This window comes from Cellulomonas fimi, assembly GCF_028527925.1.
Taxonomy (GTDB): domain Bacteria; phylum Actinomycetota; class Actinomycetes; order Actinomycetales; family Cellulomonadaceae; genus Cellulomonas; species Cellulomonas fimi_C.
In genome coordinates this window covers 1-18,744 of the sequence record NZ_JAPESW010000061.1, presented here as the reverse complement: position 1 = coordinate 18,744, position 18,744 = coordinate 1, and the positions used below count along the sequence as shown (strand labels likewise).

18 protein-coding genes are annotated in these 18,744 nt (G+C 75.3%); 8 read left to right on the top strand and 10 right to left on the bottom strand.

The features are described 5' to 3' along the window. Positions 1 to 68: 68 nt before the first annotated feature. The gene (hemG, locus tag OMK64_RS18255) at positions 69 to 1,466 is read right to left on the bottom strand and encodes a protoporphyrinogen oxidase (protein ID WP_272729783.1); all 1,398 of its coding nucleotides are present in this window, start codon (positions 1,464 to 1,466) and stop codon (positions 69 to 71) included. Beyond that, the gene (gene hemE, locus OMK64_RS18250) at positions 1,463 to 2,527 is read right to left on the bottom strand and encodes a uroporphyrinogen decarboxylase (RefSeq protein ID WP_272729782.1); all 1,065 of its coding nucleotides are present in this window, start codon (positions 2,525 to 2,527) and stop codon (positions 1,463 to 1,465) included. Before hemE ends, hemG begins: the two co-directional genes overlap by 4 nt. A 45-nt stretch (positions 2,528 to 2,572) precedes the next feature. On the opposite strand from hemE, the gene OMK64_RS18245 reads away from it, so the two are divergent. Next, complete coding sequence (locus tag OMK64_RS18245; RefSeq protein WP_272729781.1) at positions 2,573 to 3,877, top strand: glutamyl-tRNA reductase; 1,305 nt, start codon at positions 2,573 to 2,575, stop codon at positions 3,875 to 3,877. Between the two features lie 274 nt (positions 3,878 to 4,151). Here the strand turns inward: OMK64_RS18245 and OMK64_RS18240 are convergent, their stop codons facing one another. After that, on the bottom strand, positions 4,152 to 5,003 hold the full coding sequence (locus OMK64_RS18240) for a UCP033725 family protein (RefSeq protein WP_272729784.1): 852 nt from the start codon (positions 5,001 to 5,003) through the stop codon (positions 4,152 to 4,154). A gap of 461 nt (positions 5,004 to 5,464) precedes the next feature. Then, positions 5,465 to 6,922 (bottom strand): adenylosuccinate lyase, encoded by a 1,458-nt coding sequence (purB, locus tag OMK64_RS18235; RefSeq protein WP_272729780.1) that lies wholly within the window; start codon positions 6,920 to 6,922, stop codon positions 5,465 to 5,467. 66 nt (positions 6,923 to 6,988) lie between these two features. Between purB and OMK64_RS18230 the strand changes: the two genes are divergently transcribed. After that, positions 6,989 to 7,870 (top strand): phosphotransferase family protein, encoded by an 882-nt coding sequence (locus OMK64_RS18230; RefSeq protein WP_272729779.1) that lies wholly within the window; start codon positions 6,989 to 6,991, stop codon positions 7,868 to 7,870. Between the two features lie 37 nt (positions 7,871 to 7,907). Here OMK64_RS18230 and OMK64_RS18225 read toward each other — a convergent pair whose 3' ends face one another. Continuing rightward, the gene (locus OMK64_RS18225) at positions 7,908 to 8,873 is read right to left on the bottom strand and encodes an EamA family transporter (RefSeq protein ID WP_272729778.1); all 966 of its coding nucleotides are present in this window, start codon (positions 8,871 to 8,873) and stop codon (positions 7,908 to 7,910) included. Between the two features lie 204 nt (positions 8,874 to 9,077). Between OMK64_RS18225 and OMK64_RS18220 the strand changes: the two genes are divergently transcribed. Then, a complete protein-coding gene (locus tag OMK64_RS18220; protein ID WP_272729777.1) occupies positions 9,078 to 9,332 on the top strand; it encodes a hypothetical protein in 255 nt (84 codons plus the stop codon). Then, positions 9,329 to 10,876, top strand: coding sequence for a lipase family protein (locus OMK64_RS18215; protein WP_272729776.1), 1,548 nt, complete (start codon positions 9,329 to 9,331; stop codon positions 10,874 to 10,876). The genes OMK64_RS18220 and OMK64_RS18215 overlap by 4 nt, the downstream gene beginning before the upstream one ends. A gap of 124 nt (positions 10,877 to 11,000) precedes the next feature. On the opposite strand, the gene OMK64_RS18210 is transcribed toward OMK64_RS18215, so the two are convergent. The 3 genes from OMK64_RS18210 to OMK64_RS18200 form a co-directional block, all read right to left on the bottom strand. Then, entirely contained in the window at positions 11,001 to 11,381 is a 381-nt protein-coding gene (locus OMK64_RS18210) for a phage holin family protein (RefSeq protein ID WP_272729775.1), read from the bottom strand. Between the two features lie 206 nt (positions 11,382 to 11,587). Beyond that, positions 11,588 to 12,655: a histidinol-phosphate transaminase gene (gene hisC, locus OMK64_RS18205; protein WP_272729774.1), complete on the bottom strand. Its 1,068-nt coding sequence runs from the start codon at positions 12,653 to 12,655 to the stop codon at positions 11,588 to 11,590. Positions 12,656 to 12,912: 257 nt separating this feature from the next. Beyond that, positions 12,913 to 13,536 (bottom strand): hypothetical protein, encoded by a 624-nt coding sequence (locus OMK64_RS18200; protein ID WP_272729773.1) that lies wholly within the window; start codon positions 13,534 to 13,536, stop codon positions 12,913 to 12,915. A 257-nt stretch (positions 13,537 to 13,793) separates the two neighbouring features. Between OMK64_RS18200 and pdhA the strand changes: the two genes are divergently transcribed. From pdhA to OMK64_RS18185, 3 genes are all read left to right on the top strand, one after another. Then, a complete protein-coding gene (gene pdhA / locus OMK64_RS18195) occupies positions 13,794 to 14,939 on the top strand; it encodes a pyruvate dehydrogenase (acetyl-transferring) E1 component subunit alpha (protein WP_272729772.1) in 1,146 nt (381 codons plus the stop codon). Continuing rightward, positions 14,936 to 15,967: an alpha-ketoacid dehydrogenase subunit beta gene (locus OMK64_RS18190; RefSeq protein ID WP_272729771.1), complete on the top strand. Its 1,032-nt coding sequence runs from the start codon at positions 14,936 to 14,938 to the stop codon at positions 15,965 to 15,967. Before pdhA ends, OMK64_RS18190 begins: the two co-directional genes overlap by 4 nt. A gap of 97 nt (positions 15,968 to 16,064) precedes the next feature. Next, a complete protein-coding gene (locus OMK64_RS18185) occupies positions 16,065 to 17,792 on the top strand; it encodes a dihydrolipoamide acetyltransferase family protein (RefSeq protein WP_272729770.1) in 1,728 nt (575 codons plus the stop codon). Positions 17,793 to 17,946: 154 nt separating this feature from the next. Here OMK64_RS18185 and OMK64_RS18180 read toward each other — a convergent pair whose 3' ends face one another. Then, complete coding sequence (locus OMK64_RS18180) at positions 17,947 to 18,384, bottom strand: hypothetical protein (RefSeq protein WP_272729769.1); 438 nt, start codon at positions 18,382 to 18,384, stop codon at positions 17,947 to 17,949. 4 nt (positions 18,385 to 18,388) lie between these two features. Then, a complete protein-coding gene (locus tag OMK64_RS21145; RefSeq protein WP_272729768.1) occupies positions 18,389 to 18,577 on the bottom strand; it encodes a QcrA and Rieske domain-containing protein in 189 nt (62 codons plus the stop codon). Between OMK64_RS21145 and OMK64_RS18170 the strand changes: the two genes are divergently transcribed. Further along, positions 18,500 to 18,744: hypothetical protein (locus OMK64_RS18170; protein ID WP_272729785.1), on the top strand; the 245-nt coding region annotated here is incomplete at its 3' end. The genes OMK64_RS21145 and OMK64_RS18170 overlap by 78 nt on opposite strands.

The following is an 18,744-nucleotide window of genomic DNA, read 5'->3' as shown; positions in this document are numbered from 1 at the left end:
GCGGCGGTCGGCGGGCGGGCCGTGCGTGCGCCGGCGGGCCGAGGCGCCCGGTCGCGCGGCGATCGGGGTCAGCCGACGAGGGCCGACGCGGCCGCGCGGGCGTCCGGGATCACCGACGCGAGACCGTTGCCTGCGGTCCACGCCCCGCACACCGCGACCCCGGGCAGCGCGGCGGCCGTCGCGCGCACCTGCGCGACCGCCTCCCGGTGCGCCGCGCTCGGCCGCGGGAGCGCCTGCGTCCAGCGCACCACGGCGCTGCCGACCAGGACGGACCGGTCGAGGCGGGCCCCGAGCAGCACCGACGCGTCCCGCAGACCCAGGTCGACGAGCGCGTCCTCGTCGTCCGGGACCCGGTCGGCGTCGCCCGCCCTGCCGTAGGACAGACGCACCACGTGCCGCCCGGCCGGGACGGTCCGCGCGAGCCACGGCCACTTCGCGGTCGCGTGCGTGAGCGCCTTCGCGGTGACGTCCGACGCCTCGCGCGCCACCAGCACGCCGGTCCCGCGCGGGGCGCCGTCGAGCGCCGGGGCGTCCACGACGAGCGTGACGAGCGTGACCACCGCGCCCGCGTCGAGCGACGGCAGCGACCCGCCCGGGGCGTGCTCCGCGAGCAGGTCGGCGGCGGCCGGCGAGGCGAGCACGACCCGTCGGGTGCGCAGCGCCGTGCCCTCGCCCAGCTCCACGTCGTAGGCGACCGCCTCCGCCGGGTCGGGCCGCAGCCGGCGCGCACGGGTGCCGGTCCGGACCTCGACCCCCTGCGCCCGCAGGTCGGCGACGAGCGTGTCGACGAGCACGTGCAGCCCGCCCTCGATGCCCTGCACCGCGGATCCCGCGGGCGCCGACGCGCGCAGGGTCCGCACCGCACGCGTCAGGGAGCGCGACTCCCGGAGCGCGGCGGGTAGTCCGGGCGACACCGCGCCGACGTCGAGGTCGTCGGGGTCGGACGCGTGCACACCGGCGACGACCGGCCGCACGAGCCGGTCGAGGACGCGCGCCCCGAGCCGCGCCCGGACGAGCGCACCGAGCGACGGCGCCGCCGCGCCGACCCGGGCGGGCAGGACGCGGTCGAGCGACGCGCGCAACGCTCCGACCAGGCCGATCGTGCGGCGGACGTCCGCCGCGAACGGCTCCGACGGGATCCCGAGCAGCCCGGCCCGGGGCAGCGGTCCGTCGCCCGACGGCAGGTGCACCCACGACCCGTGCGAGGCGGGCAGGCACACGCGGTCGCGCAGCCCGAGCTCGCCGAGGTAGGCGGCGACCGTCCCGCCGCGCGTCGCGAACGACTCCGCACCCGCGTCGAGCCGCAGGCCCGCGACCGTGTGCCCGCGCACGGCGCCACCCGGCTCCGCGTCGGCGTCGAGGACGACCGTCCGCAGCCCCGCCGCGGCCAGGTCCCGTGCGGCGACGAGCCCGGCGACGCCTCCCCCGACGACGACCGCGTCCCAGGTCGGACCGCCCGCGGTCACAGCCCGTGGACGAGCGCGACCAGGCGGGTCAGGACGTCGGGGTCGGTGTCCGGCGGGACGCCGTGGCCCAGGTTCACGACGTGCCCGGGCGCCTGCTCGCCGCGCGCCACGACGTCGCGCACGTGCGCCTCGAGCACCGGCCACGGCGCCCCGAGGAGCGCGGGGTCGATGTTGCCCTGCAGCGGCGTGCGGCCGCCCAGGCGGCGGTTCGCCTCGTCGAGCGGCAGCCGGTAGTCGACGCCCACGACGTCCGCGCCGACGTCGCGCATCGCGACCAGCAGCTCGCTCGTGCCGGTGCCGAAGTGCACGCGGCGGACGTCGAGGTCCGCGACCGCGGCCAGCGCCTGGGTCGACGCGGGCGCGACGTGCGCGGTGTAGTCGGCGAGGCCCAGCGAGCCCGCCCACGAGTCGAAGAGCTGCGCCGCGCTCGCGCCCGCGAGCACCTGCGCCCGCAGGAACGCGCCCGTCACCTCCGCCGCCCAGGACGTCAGGTCCCGCCACGTCTCCGGGTCCGCGTGCATGAGCGTGCGCGCCGCGAGGTGGTCGCGCGACGGCCCGCCCTCGACGAGGTACGCGGCGAGCGTGAACGGCGCGCCCGCGAAGCCGATGAGCGGCGTGCTGCCGAGGGCCGCGACGGTCCGCGCGACACCCTCGCTGACCGGTGCCAGACGCTCGGGCGTGAGCGGGCCGAGGTCGCGCAGCGCCGCGACGTCCGCCGCCGTGCGCACCGGTGCCCCCATGACGGGCCCGACGCCGGGCTTGATCTCGACGTCGACGCCCGCGAGCCGCAGCGGCACCACGATGTCCGAGAAGAAGATCGCCGCGTCGACGTCGTGCCGCCGCACCGGCTGGAGCGTGATCTCGCTCGCCATCTCCGGGTCGAGGCACGCGTCGAGCATCGCCGTCCCGGCGCGCAGCGCCCGGTACTCGGGCAGCGAGCGACCCGCCTGCCGCATGAACCACACGGGGCGCCGCGACGGGCGCTCGCCGGAATATGCGCGCACCAGCGGAGAATGCGCGGTGCGGCCGTCGGCGAGGGGATGTGTGACGGGAAGAGGCACCCCTCGATTGTGCCCGACAAATGTCGGGATGATTGAATCGGAGGCGTGGTGCTGCTGTCCCTGGTCGCCAGTCACCACGACCTCGACCTCCCCGTGCTGGAGCGTCTCTCGTCGGACGTGCACGCCGTGGGTCGCGAGCTCGTGCGCGCGTCCACCCCCGTCACCGGTGCCGTCGTTCTCGCGACGTGCAACCGGTTCGAGCTGTACCTGGAGGTCGGCGACGTCGACCAGACGCCCGCCGCGCTCGCCGCCGCGTCGCAGGCCGTCGCCGCGCGCTCCGGCTACGACCCGGACGAGGTCCTCACGCACCTGCGCCCGCTGACCGGCGCCGCCGCGGGCGAGCACCTGTTCGCCGTCGCGAGCGGGCTCGAGTCGATGGTCGTCGGCGAGCGCGAGATCGCCGGGCAGGTCCGTCGCGCGCTCACCACCGCCCGCCGCGACGGGACCACGACGTCCTCCCTCGAGTCGCTGTTCCAGGCCGCGTCGCGCGTGTCCCGGGCCGTCGAGGCCGAGACCGGTCTGGGCGCCGCCGGGCGGTCCGTCGTCGGCGTCGCGCTCGACATCGCCGAGCGCGGGCTCGTGCCGTGGTCCGAGGTGTCGTGCGTGCTCGTCGGCACCGGGTCGTACGCCGGCGCGTCGCTGGCCGCGCTCAAGGCCCGTGGCTGCACCGACATCCGCGTCTACTCACCCAGCGGCCGTGCCGGGCAGTTCGCGTCGGCGCGCGGGGTCCGGGCGCTGCCGGCGGGCGCGGACCTGGCCGCCGAGCTCGGCGGCGTCGACCTCGTCGTCGCGTGCAGCGGAGCCGCCGGTGCGGTCCTCCAGGTCGACGCGCTCGCCGACGCCCGTGCGCACCGCGACGCGCGCCCGCTGACGGTCGTCGACCTCGCCCTGCGGCACGACGTCGACCCGGGCGTCCGGCACCTGCCCGGTGTCCGGCTCGTCACGCTGCACACGGTCGCCGAGCACGCGCCCGCGGAGCACGCGGCCGTCCAGTCGGCGCGGCAGATCGTCGTGTCCGCCGCCGACGCGTACGAGGCCGACCAGCGCGTGCGCGAGTGGAACCCGGCCGTCGTCGCGCAGCGCACGCGCGTGCTCGGCGGGCTCGAGGCGGCGCTCGCCGCGTTGCCCGAGTCCGCGCGCGACGAGCGGGCCGAGCGCTCCCTGCGGCGCCGCACCCGCTCGACGCTGCACGGGCCGACCGTCCGGGCCCGCGAGGCGGCTCGCGCGGGTGACGCGGTCGCGTACGCCGCGGCGCTCGCGGAGCTCGCGGCGATCGAGGTGCCCGACGTCCCGGGCTCGGGGCTCAGGTCGTCGGCGGCGTTCGCCGTGGGGGCGTCCGCGGGGCGCTGACGCCGGCCGCGCGTCCGGTCGGCGCCTCGACGCCCCGACGCCCCGGAGCGTCGGCGAGTCGGTTCTCGTCAGGACGCGGTTCCTGCTGGCTCGGGGCTCGCGAGCCGGGCTCGCAGCGCGCGGCGGACGGACGCCGAGCGTCGGCACGTGTCAACGAGGTGCGGGCCCCGGACATAGTGCGTGCCGGGCCTGGACGGGGGGGAGGGCCAGGCCCGGCACGCGTTCGAGAGGGATCACAGCGGGGGGATCGCCGCTCCCTCGGTCCATGCGGTCGTCAGTACGCCACCGTGTGGCGCTGCGCGGCGGGCCCGGGAGCCCAGGTGTGCGGGACGACCTGGTTGGTCTGGATGTCGGTGAGCTCGGCGGCGTAGACGATGCCCTCGTACACCCCGGCCTCGACGCGCTCGAGGTGCAGGCGCTCGGCCCGCTCGATGTCGTCGCCGAGGTGCGAGATCCGCGCGACGACGTACCGCTGCGCGTCCTGCCACTGGTCGACGACCCGGACCGACAGGCCGTTCCACCGCGCGGTCAGGTCGAGCTCGAACAGCTCGGTGACGTCCTCGCGGGCGACCCGGCGGTACCAGCGGCCCGAGGGCGCCTGGTGGAAGCCGGTCTCCGCGAGCGGCGGGTTGGCGAGCGCGAGGACGACCGTGTGGCCGCCGTCGACGACGTCGGCCTCGAGGTACGCGCCGTGCCACTTGGCGACGGGGCCGACGCAACGCGAGAGCGATGCCAGGGCCGGGCGTCGAGCGCCGAGCTGCGTGACCGTCCAGCCCGTCCCGACGTCGCCGTACCGGGCGAGCAGCGTCGCGGTGCCGTCGTCGTACACGCGGATGAGCTCGGCGCCCGGGGGGATGCGGGAGTGCCGGAGCCACCACAGCGGGAGGATGTAGCCGGGGACGTCGCGGTACTGGAGCTGCGGCGAGGACTCGAACCGCAGGATGTCGATCGACCGGTCCCAGGGGCTGAACGGCGACCCCTCGTACCCCAGGCCGTGCACCTCGAAGAGCTGTGCCGGGGTGGTCGCGAAGCCGACGTCCTCGGCGCGTACCACGTAGCCGGCCACACGGTCGTGCCCGGCGGTCAGGATCGCGCGGCTGAGCGCTGGTGTGATCGCCTTCTGCATGAGGGTCACGGTGGGCATCCTTGCCGGGAAGAGGGAGGAACCGGAGGAACAGGACGGATCGGTGCACGATTGTGCAGCGCTTCACGGGCACCTGTCCAGATCGCGTCACCCGTCCGTGTGCCAGCAGTGTGCTTCCGCAGGTCAGACCCCTTGAGAGCGTTCCCGGTCGAAGCGGTTCGACCCGACTCGGGCCCGGTGCGAGAGCGTCGAAACGTTACAGACGCATGGACCTGCGGCTCCGTTGGAAGCGCTCTCGTCGATGGCGCGTCGAACGGCCGCGCGAACGGCCGTCGTCGGACGATTCGCCGGATCTGTCCGATTCACTCGAACGGCGCGACGGTGGCTGCGTCATGCGTCTCCCACGATCGCGCCGAGGCCGTCGGCCGGAGGGGGACGTCGGTCCCGGTCGGGCCCGCCGGTCGACCGCGTGGACGCAGGCGCGGCCCGCGCGGCCGAGGCCCTCAGTGGTCGAGGTACGCGACCAGCTCCGACGCGAGCCCTGTGTACGAGGCCGGCGACAGCGCCTGCAGGCGAGCCGCCACGTCGTCGGGCAGCCCGAGGCCGCCGATGAACTCGCGCATGTCGTCGGCCGTCAGCCGGCGCCCGCGCGTGAGCTCCTTGAGGCGCTCGTACGGGTTCTCCATGCCCGTCACGCCCGCGACGGACGCGGCGCGCATCGCCGACTGCACCGGCTCGCCGAGGACCTCCCAGTTCTCGTCGAGCTCGCGCGCCAGCAGGTCCCCGTCCACGTCGAGCGCCCGCAGGCCGCGCCGCACGTTGTCGATCGCGAGCAGCGAGTGCCCGAACGCCGGGCCGATGTTCCGCTGCGTCGTCGAGTCCGTGAGGTCCCGCTGCAGGCGGCTCGTGACCAGCGTCGACGCGAGCGTGTCCAGCAGCGCCGACGAGATCTCGAGGTTCGCCTCGGCGTTCTCGAACCGGATCGGGTTCACCTTGTGCGGCATCGTCGACGAACCCGTCGCACCCGCCACGGGGATCTGGATGAACACCCCGCGCGAGATGTACGTCCACACGTCCGTCGCGAGGTTGTGGAGCACGCGGTTGAAGCGCGCGACGTCCGCGTACAGCTCCGCCTGCCAGTCGTGCGACTCGATCTGCGTCGTCAGCGGGTTCCACGTCAGGCCGAGGTGCTCGACGAACGTCCGGCTCACGATCGGCCAGTTCGCGCCCGGCACCGCGACGACGTGCGCGCCGAACGTGCCCGTCGCGCCGTTGATCTTGCCCAGGTACTCGTCCGACGCGATGCGCCGCAGCTGCCGCCGCAGCCGGTGCGCGAGCACCGCGAGCTCCTTGCCGAGCGTCGTCGGCGTCGCGGGCTGCCCGTGCGTCAGCGCCAGCAGCGGCTGGTCCTTGTGCTCGTGCGCGAGGGCCGCGACCTCGTCCGCCAGCGCCGTCGCCGCCGGCAGCCACACGTCCTGCACCGCACCCCGCACCATCAGCGCGTACGAGAGGTTGTTGACGTCCTCGCTCGTGCAGCCGAAGTGCACGAGCTCGCTCACGCCGGGCAGGACCGTGTCGTCGCCGAGCGCGGCGGGGGCGTCGGCGAGGCGCTTCTTGAGGAAGTACTCGACCGCCTTCACGTCGTGCACCGTCACGCGCTCGATCTCCGCGAGCTCCGCGACCTCCGCCGCGCCGAACGTCGTCACGACGTCGCGCAGGTACTGCTCCTCCGCCGCGGACAGCGTCGGCGCGCCCGGCACCACGGCGTGCCGGGTCAGGTGGATCAGCCACTCGACCTCGACGTGCACCCGCTCGCGGTTGAGCGCCGCCTCCGACAGGTGGTCCACCAGCGGGGCGACCGCCGCGCGGTACCGGCCGTCGAGCGGGCCGAGCGCGATCGCGGGGGACGCGTCGGCCAGACGGACGCGCGCGGACGGGGCGGTGACGTCGGGGGAGGACATGCGGCCATCATCCCAGAGCGCCGCAGGCCGCGGTCGCCCTGTCCGCCACGCCGTAGGGTGCTCGGCGTGGCGGGTGACGTGCGGGTCGAGACGGGGTTCGTCCGGCCGCCGGGCGACCTCGTCGACACCCTCGTGGCAGCCGCGCTGCGCTCCGCAGGCGTCCGCCGGGCGTCCAGCGGGAGGTGGGTCGAGTCGGGGTCGAGCGCCCTGGTCCTCGTGCGGGACGACGTCGTCGTGCGCGTCGCGCGCCAGCCCGCGGACTCGGAGTCGATGCGACGGGCTCAGGCGCTGGTCGACGAGCTGCCGCCGCTGCCGTTCGCGGTGCCACGGTCCGCGGGTGACGCGGTCGAGGTGGACGGGTACGTCGCCGTGCCGGTCCGCCGGCTGCGCGGCGAGCCCCACCCCGCGGGAGACGGTGACCCGGTCCAGCTCCGACGTCTGCTGGACGCGGTGCACGGCATCGACGTCGCGCCGCTGCGTCCCCACCTCGCGCCGGCGCGGCACTTCGCCGGAGGCGACGCGTGGGAGACCGTCCTGCGCGAGGAGGTCGTGCCACGGCTGGACGGGGCCGCGCGCGAGGAGGCTGTCGCGCGCGTCGACGCGCTCGCGGGTCTGCCCGCCGCCGACCGCGCCGTCAACCACGGCGACCTCGCGGGCAGCAACGTCCTGTGGGCCGGCGGGCGGGTCAGCGGTGTCCTCGACTGGGACCTCACGTCGTGGGACGACCCCGCCGAGGACGTCGCAGCGCTCGTGTCGTGGCACGGCTGGTCGCTCCTGCCGGAGGTCGCCGACCGCGCGACCGCCGCACGCGCGGAGGTGTTCCGGCGGAGCTTCCCGTTGCAGCTCGTCGCGTTCGCGGTCGTGCACGCGCGTCCCGCGCTCGAGGTGCAGCGTGCCGTCGCACGGGCGCAGGAGCGGCTGCAGGCCGACGCCGCGACCCGTCGGTGAGCGACCGCGTCGCGCTCGGTCCGGGCGGCGTGCCGCGTCAGGGTGCGACGGTGTCGGGCAGGACGGCCGTGGGCTCGGTGTCGGTGCGCCGCTGACGGGCCGTCTCGGCGTGCACGACCCCGCCCAGGACCACGGCGCCGCCGACGAGCTGGACCGCCGTCATCGCCTCGCCGAGGAACACCCAGGCCGACGCCGACGCGGCGACCGGTTCGACCATGCCGAGCAGGCCGGCGCGCGCCGGGCCGAGGGACCGGATGCCCACCAGGAACAGCAGGTACGGGACGACGGTGCCCAGGACGACGATCCAGGCGACGAGCAGCCACAGCGGCGGCGCCACCGTGCCGGGCACGTCGACCGCGTCGTCGAGCATCCCGTACGGGTAGCTCCACACGGGCTGCAGCACGACCCAGAACAGGGCGGCGAACGCCATGGTCCACGCGTGCGTCGAGAGGGGGTCGCGCGTCGTGAGGAGCTTGTCGCCGAGGAGGTAGTAGGCCGCGAGCGAGACGGCCGCACCGGCCGCGGCGAGCAGGCCCAGCGCGTCGAGCACGACGCCCTCGCCGACCTGGGCGACGAGCGCGAGCCCACCGAGGCACGCGACGAGCGCCCACCACACGCGTCGGTGCACGGCCTCCTGGAGCACGAACCGCGCCCACAGGGCGACGAGCAGCGGAGCCGTGTACTCGATGAGCAGCGCGATGCCGACGGGGAGCCGGGAGATCGCCGTCAGGTAGAGCCACTGGACCAGTGCGACCCCGACGACGCCGAGGACCGCGAGGGACACCAGCTCGCGTCGGTCCCGCAGCCGCAGCCGCCGGGCGCCGACGACGAGGACGGCGGCGACGAGCACGACGGCGGACCCGACGCACCGGATCTCGACCAGCCGGGTCGGGCTGAGACCGGCCTGCATCGCGAGCTTGGCGACCGTGCCGTTGACGGCGAACAGGAGCGACCCGACGACGACGGCGAGCACGCCGAGCGGCGCGGGGAGGCGGTGGGGCACGTGCGCACGGTAACCCGGTGGTCCGACGGGGATGGCGGTCGCCTCGCGGGTCCCGACGGGGTGCCGGCGGGTGCGGGGCCGGTGTCGAGGTGGCGACGGTCTCCGCTCGCGTCGAGCCGTCCACAGCCCGGACCTGCGCAGCCGTGTCCACTGGTGCCGACGGGTGCTCGTCGCGGCCCCCGCCCGCACTCCTAGCGTCCCGTCATGGCCAGCGCGATCGCCCCTCACGCCCGCACGGCGCGCCTCCACGTCGACGAGGCGCGCCGGCTCGTGCTCGCCGCGCGGCGCGTCGAGTGGCGGTCGCCGACGGTCGCGCGGTACCTGCTCGCGCTCGAGGACCTCGACGCCCGGCTACGGCGCACCGCCGACGCGATCGAGGTCGCCGAGCGGTCGGCGAGCACGGCCGACGCGACCGCGACGACCCGGCCCGCGGGTGGTCTCGTGGGCGGCACCTGGTGAGCGACGGCGGGCTGACGATCGTCGGGGGCGGTCACCCGGACGTGGTCGACACCGCGGAGATGGAGCGCGCGGTGACGCTGCTCGACCGAGTCGCCGACCACCTCGACGTGGCCGACCGGGCGCTCGCGGTCGCGGTGGACGCCGCTCGCCCCGCACTGGTGACCGAGGACGGCAGGGCCGCGTCCGCCGCGCTGCACTCCGCGCGCGAGGGATCGGCGTCGCCCGGCCGCTGTGCGCACGAGGCGCGGGCGATCGGTCGTTGCGTCCGTGCCGCAGTCGTCACCTACGACTCGGCCGAGTCCGGCGTGCACCGGCTGATGCGCGTCGTCGTCGGAGGCGAGCCGATGCTCGACGCACTGTTCCCGACGCTCCCGCTGGCCCGTCCGCTGCTCGGCCTCGCCACCGCGGGCGCCGCGTCGGTCGCGCTGCGGGCCGGCGCCCTCGAGACGGTCCTGCGCGCCGTGTGGGCGGTGCCGGCGGGCCGCGCCGACGACGTGGTGCGGCAACGCGTGCGGACGCTCCAGCGGCTCGCCGCGGTGCTCGTGGCGGACGGGCGGGCGGAGCTGCTGACCCTCGGGCTCGCGACGACGCTCCTCGGGCCCCGGGCTGCGCGCATCCCGCCGGACCTGCGCGTGCCGCTGCTCGTCCGGCAGCTCGCGTGGCTCCTCCCGGAGCCGAGCCCCACCGTCGTCGTCCCGCGGGTGGGGGCCGCGCAGCTCCCGGCGCCTCGGGACCTGGCCATGGTCGTCGCGAACGTCGGGCGCAGCTATCGCGACGGGTCGGTGGCGGCCGTGCCCGGGACGCCGGACGGCACGATCACGATCCAGCGGCTCCAGAAGCCGGACGGTTCCGTGTCGTGGGTCGTCGCCGTCCCAGGGACGCAGTCGCCGGGACTGAACGGGGTCAACCCGATGGACGTCGGGACCGATGCGCGCCTCGAGGGGGATCTGCCGGAGTCGATGACGCCGGCCGTGATCGAGGCGATGCGGCTCGCGGGCATCCGGGAGGACGACCCCGTGATGCTCGCCGGCCACAGCCAGGGCGGCATGGTCGCGACCAGCGTCGCCTCGGCGCTCGCGGGCACCTACCGGATCGCCGCCGTCCTGACGGTGGGCTCGCCCGACATCCCGCGCGGACCGATGCCTCCGGGAGTGCAGGTGCTGCACGTCCGCGACAGCGGGGACATCGCCCCGCAGAGCGACGGGCGGCCCGATCGCGGGACGTCGAACGTCCGCGTCGTCAGCGGCGAGGCCGAGGCGGCGGGAGCGCCGCCGGTGCGGAACCTCGTCGAGGCGCACAGCGTCGCCCGCTACGTGCGCCTGACCGAGGCGGTCGACGCCGAGCTCGACGACCCCCAGCTCCGCGACTTCGCGCGAGCCGCCCAGACCGTGCTGGGACCACCCGGCACCACCGCCACGACCCAGCAGTTCGTCGCCACGCGCGACCCGGACGTGGTCGCGACCGACCAGATCACCGGGCTGCCGCGCCCCGACCGGCTGGCGCAGGGCGGCCCGCTGACAGCGCCGCCGGGGAGATCCCGGTGACGCCGGCCGCGTCGAAGGTGCCGGTGCCAGCACCGCCCGTGGCGCGCCGGGCCGCGGCGCCCGAGGGACCCACGACCGCCGGGGCCGTGGTGCCGGGGACCGCAGGACCCGCGACGCCTGGGGCTCAGTCCCTGTCGCCCGGGATGATGACCGAGAGGACGAAGCTCACGATGGAGATGATCAGCGCCCCGAGCACGGCGGTGCCGAAGTTGTCGATGCGCAGGCCCCAGCTCGTCTGCTCCGTGATCCACGCGGTGAGCATCAGCATCAGGGCGTTCACCACCAGCGTGAACAGGCCGAGCGTCAGGATGTACAGCGGGATCGACAGGAACGCGACGATCGGCTTCACCACCGCGTTGACGATCCCGAAGACGAGCGCGATGAGCAGGATGATGCCCGCCTGCTCGAGGTTGGAGTCGGCGCCGACGATCGTCAGGCCCGACAGGACGAGGGTCGCGAACCAGATCGCGACGCCGTTGATCAGCACCCTCACCACGAACGACATGCGTCGATCCTGCCATCGGCGCCCACCCGTGTGCGCCCCCTCCGGGCGGCGCGTCCCTCCGGGTGCGCCCTCTCCCGGTGGCGCGTCGACCGAGGGCGAGTCGCCGGACCGCGTCGCCTGGCGCGGCTCACCGCGGCGGTGGCGGCGACGGCTGTGCCGAGCGTGGCGGTGGTGCCGGCCTGCGGCCGCCGGCCGCCGAGCGGGGCTCAGCGGCGGTGTGCGTCCGCCGCGACCTCGAGGAACAGGTCCGTCGCCTCCGGTTCGCCGACGCTCACGCGGACGCCGTCGCCTGCGAACGGACGGACCAGCACGCCGGCGCGCGCGCAGCGCTCCGCGAACGACGACGCGTGGTCGCCCAGCGGCAGCCAGACGAAGTTCGCCTGCGAGTCGGGGACGGTCCAGCCCTGGGCCCGCAGCCCCGCGAGCATGCGGGCCCGCTCGACGACGATCGCGTCGACGCGGTGCAGCAGCTCGTCACGGGCCCGCAGGGACGCGAGAGCAGCGAGCTGCGCGACGTGCGAGACCCCGAACGGCGTCGACGCCGCGCGGATGCCCGCGGCCAGGCGAGGGCGGGCCACCGCGAAGCCGACCCGCAGACCCGCCAGGCCGTAGGCCTTCGAGAACGTGCGCAGGAGGACGACGTTGGGGTGCTCGGCGAACACGGTGAGGCCGTCGGCGGCGCGCTCGTCGCGCACGAACTCGACGTACGCCTCGTCGACGACCACGAGCACGTGCGACGGGACGGCGGCGAGGAAGCCCGCGAGCTCGTCCGCGTGCACCGCGGGACCCGTCGGGTTGTTGGGCGTGCACACCAGCACGGCCTTGGTCCGCGGGGTCACGGCCTTGGCCATCGCCTCGAGGTCGAGCCGCCCGTCCGCGCCGACCGGGACGCGCACGCCGTCCGCCCCGGCGAGCGAGACCGCGATCGGGTACGCCTCGAACGACCGCCACGGGAAGACGACCTCGTCGCCCGGCTCGCACACCGCGGTGAGCACGTGACCGAGGGCCGCGACCGAGCCGCAGCCCGTGACGACGTTCTCCGGAGCGACACCGAGCGACGTCGCGATCGCCTCGACCAGCTCGGTCGCGTACATGTCGGGGTACCGGTTGACGTCGACGGCCGCGTCCGCGATCGCCGCGACGACCGACGGCAGCGGCGGGTACGGGTTCTCGTTCGACGACAGCTTGTACGCCGCCGCACCGACCGGGACTCGAGCCCCGGGGACGTACGGCGGGAGGTCGGCGAGGGCCTTGCGCAGCGGGACTCGGCTCACGGCCCCAGCATGCCACCGGGTCGAGGGCCGCCCGACGGCGACGGGCCGGTCAGGGGGACGGCACGCAGGCGGAACGACGGTCGGGAAGGAGCGAGCGCGCCGATCCGAGCAGGTCAGGGCGAGCAGCGCATCCCGGCCGGGCGAGGGCGAGCGGGTCCCGGCGGGGTGAGGGCGAGCAGGCGCGACGTTGGAGACGTGCGAGCGCGCTGTCGGGACGTCGGAACGTGCGCGCACGCAGGCGGGGACGGCGGAGCGTGTCAGGCGATGGAGCGGCGGCGGACCGAGGCGCGGACGGTGGGGCGCGCCGGCTGCGCATGCGGCAGGGCGACGCGGGGTCGGCTGCGGAGCTCCTCGGGTGTCGGCGTGGGCAGGCGGTCCTGAAGGTGCGCGAGCACCTCCATGAGGTTCGCGATGTCGCCCTCGACCGAGTCGTCCTCGCTCTCACCCGCCGGGATGCGCACCGTCACGCGGGAGACCGGACCCGACGTGCGCTCGGAACGGCTGTGGTCCCCGTCGCGGACGTCGGCGGAAGTGGCGTCCGCCTCAGCCGGTGTCGTGGCAGCGGGGTCGGCCGACCACGGCGTCGCCGGGAGCGGCGCGTGCGTGACCGTGACTCCCAGCGCGGTGAGGAAGGCCGTCGCCCGGTGCACGGTGAGCGCGCGGTCCTCGAGCTCGAGGGCGTGCAGGGCGAGCCGGACGTCGTGCTCGGAGACGACGTGGCCGGCTGGCGTGCGCTCGGGCGTCGTGTGCGGGGAGGGTGTGTGCGCGGACGGCGTGTGCGCGGCTGTCGGAGCGCCGAGGTCGTGCGCGGCCGTGGCCGCGGGGGAGGAGGGCGGCGGCGTGGTGGTGCCGCCGGTCGTGCCGGTCTCGTCGTCGCGCATCGTCGGGCCCCTTCCCGCGGTGGCGCTCACCGCCTCACCACTGTCATCGGCTGGTCACGGCGGGTTCTGGGGGATGCGAGCGGCTGAAAACCGGGAAGGGGGCTCTGTAGGGGCTCCACAACGCGTCCGGACGAGCCTTGTTCGTCGGGTTCGCGGGCAACCTACGCATCCGTAGCCTACGCTGACGTAGGTTCGAGCCAACGACCCGGACTGCCCGACCACGAGCGGCCACCGCCGCCGGCGCGAAGGAGAACCGCGTGAGCCAGACCAGCCCGCCGACCGACGACGGTCTCGTCCAGCTGCTGACTCCCACGGGTGAGCGCGTCCCGCACCCCGACCTCGACGCCCGCGTCGCGCACCTCGACGCCGACGGCCTGCGCGCGCTGTACCGCGACATGGTGCTCGTGCGCCGCTTCGACACCGAGGCCACGTCGCTGCAGCGTCAGGGCGAGCTCGCGTTGTTCGCGCAGGGACTGGGCCAGGAGGCCGCGCAGATCGGCTCCGCGCACGCGATGACGCCGCATGACCACGTCTTCCCGAGCTACCGCGAGCACGGCGTCGCGCACGTCCGCGGCGTCGACCTCGCGCAGGTGCTCCGGCTGTTCCGCGGGATCGACCACGGTGGCTGGGACCCGGTCGCGCACGGCTTCCACCTGTACACGCTCGTCATCGGCTCGCACACCCTCCACGCGACGGGTTACGCGATGGGGCTCCAGCGCGACGGCCTCGTCGGCACGGGCGACCCGGAGCGGGACGCGGCGGTCGTCGTCTACTTCGGCGACGGCGCGACGTCGCAGGGCGACGTCAACGAGGCGCTCGTGTTCGCGGCCGTGAACAACGCGCCCGTCGTGTTCTTCTGCCAGAACAACCAGTGGGCGATCTCCGAGCCGACGACCAAGCAGGCGCGTGTCCCGCTCGCCGACCGCGGTCCCGGGTTCGGCGTCCCGTCGGTGCGTGTCGACGGCAACGACGTCCTCGCCACCTACGCGGTGACGCAGCAGGCGCTCGAGCGCGCGCGCACCGGCGGTGGCCCGACGTTCATCGAGGCGTTCACCTACCGCATGGGCGCGCACACCACGTCGGACGACCCGACGCGCTACCGCACCAGCGCGGAGGAGGAGTACTGGCGCCGCCGGGACCCGATCGACCGCCTGCGGCTGCACCTCGAGGAGCTCGGCGAGCTGTCGGCGGAGTTCGTCGAGCAGGTCGCCGACGAGGCCGACGCCCTCGGCGAGCGCATCCGCACCGAGGTGCGGGCGATGGGTCGACCGTCGTCGGCCTCGATGTTCGAGCACGTCTACGCCACGCCGCACTCGGTCGTCGAGGGTGAGCGGGCCTGGTTCGAGCGGTACGAGGCGTCGTTCACGGACGCCGGCCAGTCGCGGGAAGGGAGCCACCGGTGAGCACGACCACGACGGAGGTGCGCGCGGCGGACGCCGGCACCCGCGGCACGCAGCGTCTGACGTTCGCGAAGGCCATCAACCTGGGCCTGCGGCGCGCGCTCGAGAGCGACCCGCGCGTGCTGCTCATGGGCGAGGACATCGGCAAGCTCGGCGGCGTCTTCCGCGTGACGGACGGGCTGCAGAAGGACTTCGGCGAGGACCGCGTCGTCGACACCCCGCTGGCGGAGTCGGGGATCGTCGGCACCGCGATCGGCCTCGCGCTGCGCGGCTACCGCCCGGTGTGCGAGATCCAGTTCGACGGGTTCGTCTTCCCGGCGTTCGACCAGATCACGACGCAGCTGTCGAAGATGCACTACCGCTCGCAGGGCCGCCTGACGCTGCCCGTCGTCATCCGCATCCCGTACGGCGGCGGCATCGGCGCGGTCGAGCACCACTCCGAGTCGCCCGAGGTGCTGTTCGCGCACACCGCAGGACTGCGCGTCGTCAGCCCGTCCAGCCCGGTCGAGGCGTACCGGATGATCCAGCAGTCGATCACGTCGCCCGACCCGGTGATCTTCTTCGAGCCCAAGGGCCGCTACTGGGAGAAGGGCGACGTCGACCTGGACGCGCCCGCGGACGGCCCGCTGCTCGACAAGGCGCGCGTCGTGCGCGCCGGCGCCGACGTGACCGTCGTCGCGTACGGGCCGACCGTGCAGACCGCGCTCAAGGCCGCCGAGGCCGCCGCCGCCGAGGGCACGAGCATCGAGGTCGTCGACCTGCGCGCGCTGTCGCCGCTCGACACCGCGACCGTCGCCGAGTCGGTCCGCCGCACGGGCCGCTGCGTCGTCGTGCACGAGGCCCCCGTGCTGTACGGGACGGGCGGCGAGGTCGCGGCCCGCATCACCGAGGAGTGCTTCTACCACCTGCAGGCGCCGGTGCTGCGCGTCGGCGGGTTCCACGCGCCGTACCCGGTCGCGAAGGTCGAGCACGACTACCTGCCCGGTCTCGACCGGGTCCTGGACGCCGTCGAGCGCGCACTCGCGTTCTGACGGCTCTGCCCGCGCCGCTGCGTCGCCACCCCTGACGCGGCGGCGCGGGCTCACCCGACCCGCTCGCCGACCGCCCCCGTCCGAGGAGGACCCGCACGTGCCGACCTACCAGCAGTTCCCGCTGCCCGACGCGGGCGAGGGCCTGACCGAGGCCGAGATCGTCGCGTGGCACGTGGCGGTCGGGGACGCCGTCGAGGTCAACCAGACGATCGTCGAGATCGAGACGGCGAAGTCGCTCGTCGACCTGCCCAGCCCGTGGACGGGCATCGTCTCGGCGATCCTCGTCGAGCCGGGGCAGACGGTGGACGTCGGCACCCCGATCATCGAGATCGACACCGACCCGACCGGCGAGGCGCCCGCGCCCGCGACCGGGCACGGCGGGGCGATCGAGCACGGGCACCGCGGCGGCGGCGACCGGCACGCGGGCGTCGAGCCGGGCGGTGCCGACGAGGTCGCGGCGGTGCGCGAGCAGGCCGAGGCGGCGCGACGAACGGCACAGGTGCAGGCGCACGAGGAGCACGCCGCCGGTCTCGACAGGGGCACGACCGCACCCGGGAGCCGCACGGCGGGCCGGCGCAGCGGCGACGCGACCGCGTCGCGCGCGGCGGCGGGTCTCGGTGGCACACCCGCCGAGCGGACCTCGGCCGGGCTGACCAGCGGTGCGACCGGCGGCGGGACGACCGGCACGTCCGGCAGTGCTCCCGCGGTGACGTCGGCCGGTGGCGCGACGACGTCCGCGGGCGGGACGGACGCGGCCGGTGAGGGTCGTCAGGCCGTGCTCGTGGGGTACGGGCTCGCGGACCCCGGCGCCACGCGCCGTCCCCGCGGCGGCGCGCCGTCGGCGGGCACAGCGGGCGCGACCGCGACCGCCGCGGGCGGTGTCCCCGGCCAGGCCGCGTCGGCGGCACCCCGGGCGGCGGCCCACGCGCTCGCCAAGCCGCCGGTCCGCAAGCTCGCGCGCGAGCTCGGCGTCGACCTCGACTCCGTGACGCCGACCGGCCCCGGCGGGATCGTCACGCGCGAGGACGTCCTCGCGCACGCCGCGCAGGCCGAGGCGCGCACGCTCGCGACCTACCCCGGCGACGACAAGCCGTGGCTCGCGAGCGGCACCGTCTCGCCCGACGGCCGCCAGACGCGCGTCCCCGTGAAGTCCGTGCGCAAGCGCACCGCGGAGGCGATGGTGACCAGCGCGTTCACCGCGCCGCACGTCACGGTCTTCCACACGGTCGACGTCACGCGCACGATGCGGCTCGTCGAGCGGCTCCGTGCGGACAAGGAGTTCGCCGACGTGCGCGTCACGCCGCTGCTGATCGCGGCGAAGGCGCTCATGCTCGCGGTGCGCCGCCACCCCGAGATCAACGCGTCGTGGGACGACGCCGCGCAGGAGATCGTCTACAAGCACTACATCAACCTCGGCATCGCGGCCGCGACCCCGCGCGGGCTCGTCGTCCCGAACGTCAAGGACGCGCACCGCCTGAGCCTGCTCGAGCTCGCGCGCGGGCTCGGCGAGCTGACCGCGACCGCGCGGGCGGGTCGCACGTCGCCGTCGGACATGGCCGACGGGACCATCACGATCACCAACGTCGGCGTCTTCGGCATCGACACGGGCACGCCGATCCTCAACCCGGGCGAGGCGGCCATCCTCGCGTTCGGCGCGATCCGGCTGCAGCCGTGGGTGCACAAGGGCAAGGTCAAGCCGCGCCACGTCACACAGCTCGCGCTGTCGTTCGACCACCGGCTCGTGGACGGCGAGCTCGGCGCGCGGGTGCTCGCCGACGTCGCGTCCGTCCTCGCGGACCCGGCCCAGGGTCTCGTCTGGGGCTGACGGCGCCCGCGCTCGGGCCCACCACGCCGATGCGACGCCGGCCCTCCGGGGTGCGCCGTCGGACGGCCCGCCGTGCGGAAGGCGTGTCCGACGGGGACGACGGACCCTCCGTGCCACCCGCCGACGCGCGGCGGGCCGTTGTCCCGCTCAGGCGTCAGGCGGTCGGCTGCGCCGCGGCGGCGACCAGGCGGCGCTCGACGATGATCGCGACGACCCCCAGGACGATCGCCAGCGCCTCGGTGATCGCGGAGATCCACTCGTTGGTGCCCTCCCAGCGGGAGCGCACCCCGAACAGTCCGACGGTCGTCGCGACGACGAACGCCCCGAGCGTCGCGGCGCCGAACGCGATCGCGCCCAGCAGCGGCCACACCGACCGCCACACGAGCAGCAGCACCCCGAGAGCGAGCCCGGCGACGCCGTTGAGCAGGAACGCCTGACCGACGACGTCGACGTTCTTCATGCCGTCGTTCCACAGGATCAGGTGGACGACGGCGGACGCGACCACGCACACGGCCAGCACGACGCGCAGGCCCAGAGCGATGGGACGACGTCGCGCGGCGGTGCGCGGGGTGCCGGTGGTGGGAGCGGTCATGACGTCACGCCTTCCCGGGCAGCACGGCGCCGTCGGCGACGTGCACCTCGACAGGGGGCAGGGGCTCGGGCGCCGGGCCGGACACGTTCTTGCCGGTCAGGTCGAACACCGAGCCGTGGCAGGGGCAGCTGAGCTCGTCGCCGTCGGCGACGACCGTGCAGCCCTGGTGGGTGCAGATCGCGGACAGGGCCACGACGGTCCCGGCCTCGGGCTGCACGAGCAGGATCGGCTTGCCGTCGGCGCCGGTCAGACGACCGCGCGCACCGGCCGGTACAAGGTGTTCCCCGTCATCGGGACGATGCTCATGGTCGTCGGCGCGCTGCTGTTCTCGCGCCTCGCGGTCGAGACGCCGTTCTGGCA

Coding starts and splice junctions, on each gene's coding strand:
- OMK64_RS18240 (WP_272729784.1), bottom strand. CDS start 5,003: ATGCAGAAGGCGATCACACCAGCGCTCAGCCGCGCGATCCTGACCGCC.
- purB (WP_272729780.1), bottom strand. CDS start 6,922: ATGTCCTCCCCCGACGTCACCGCCCCGTCCGCGCGCGTCCGTCTGGCC.
- OMK64_RS18220 (WP_272729777.1), top strand. CDS start 9,078: ATGGCCAGCGCGATCGCCCCTCACGCCCGCACGGCGCGCCTCCACGTC.
- OMK64_RS18210 (WP_272729775.1), bottom strand. CDS start 11,381: ATGTCGTTCGTGGTGAGGGTGCTGATCAACGGCGTCGCGATCTGGTTC.
- OMK64_RS18200 (WP_272729773.1), bottom strand. CDS start 13,536: ATGCGCGACGACGAGACCGGCACGACCGGCGGCACCACCACGCCGCCG.
- OMK64_RS18180 (WP_272729769.1), bottom strand. CDS start 18,384: ATGACCGCTCCCACCACCGGCACCCCGCGCACCGCCGCGCGACGTCGT.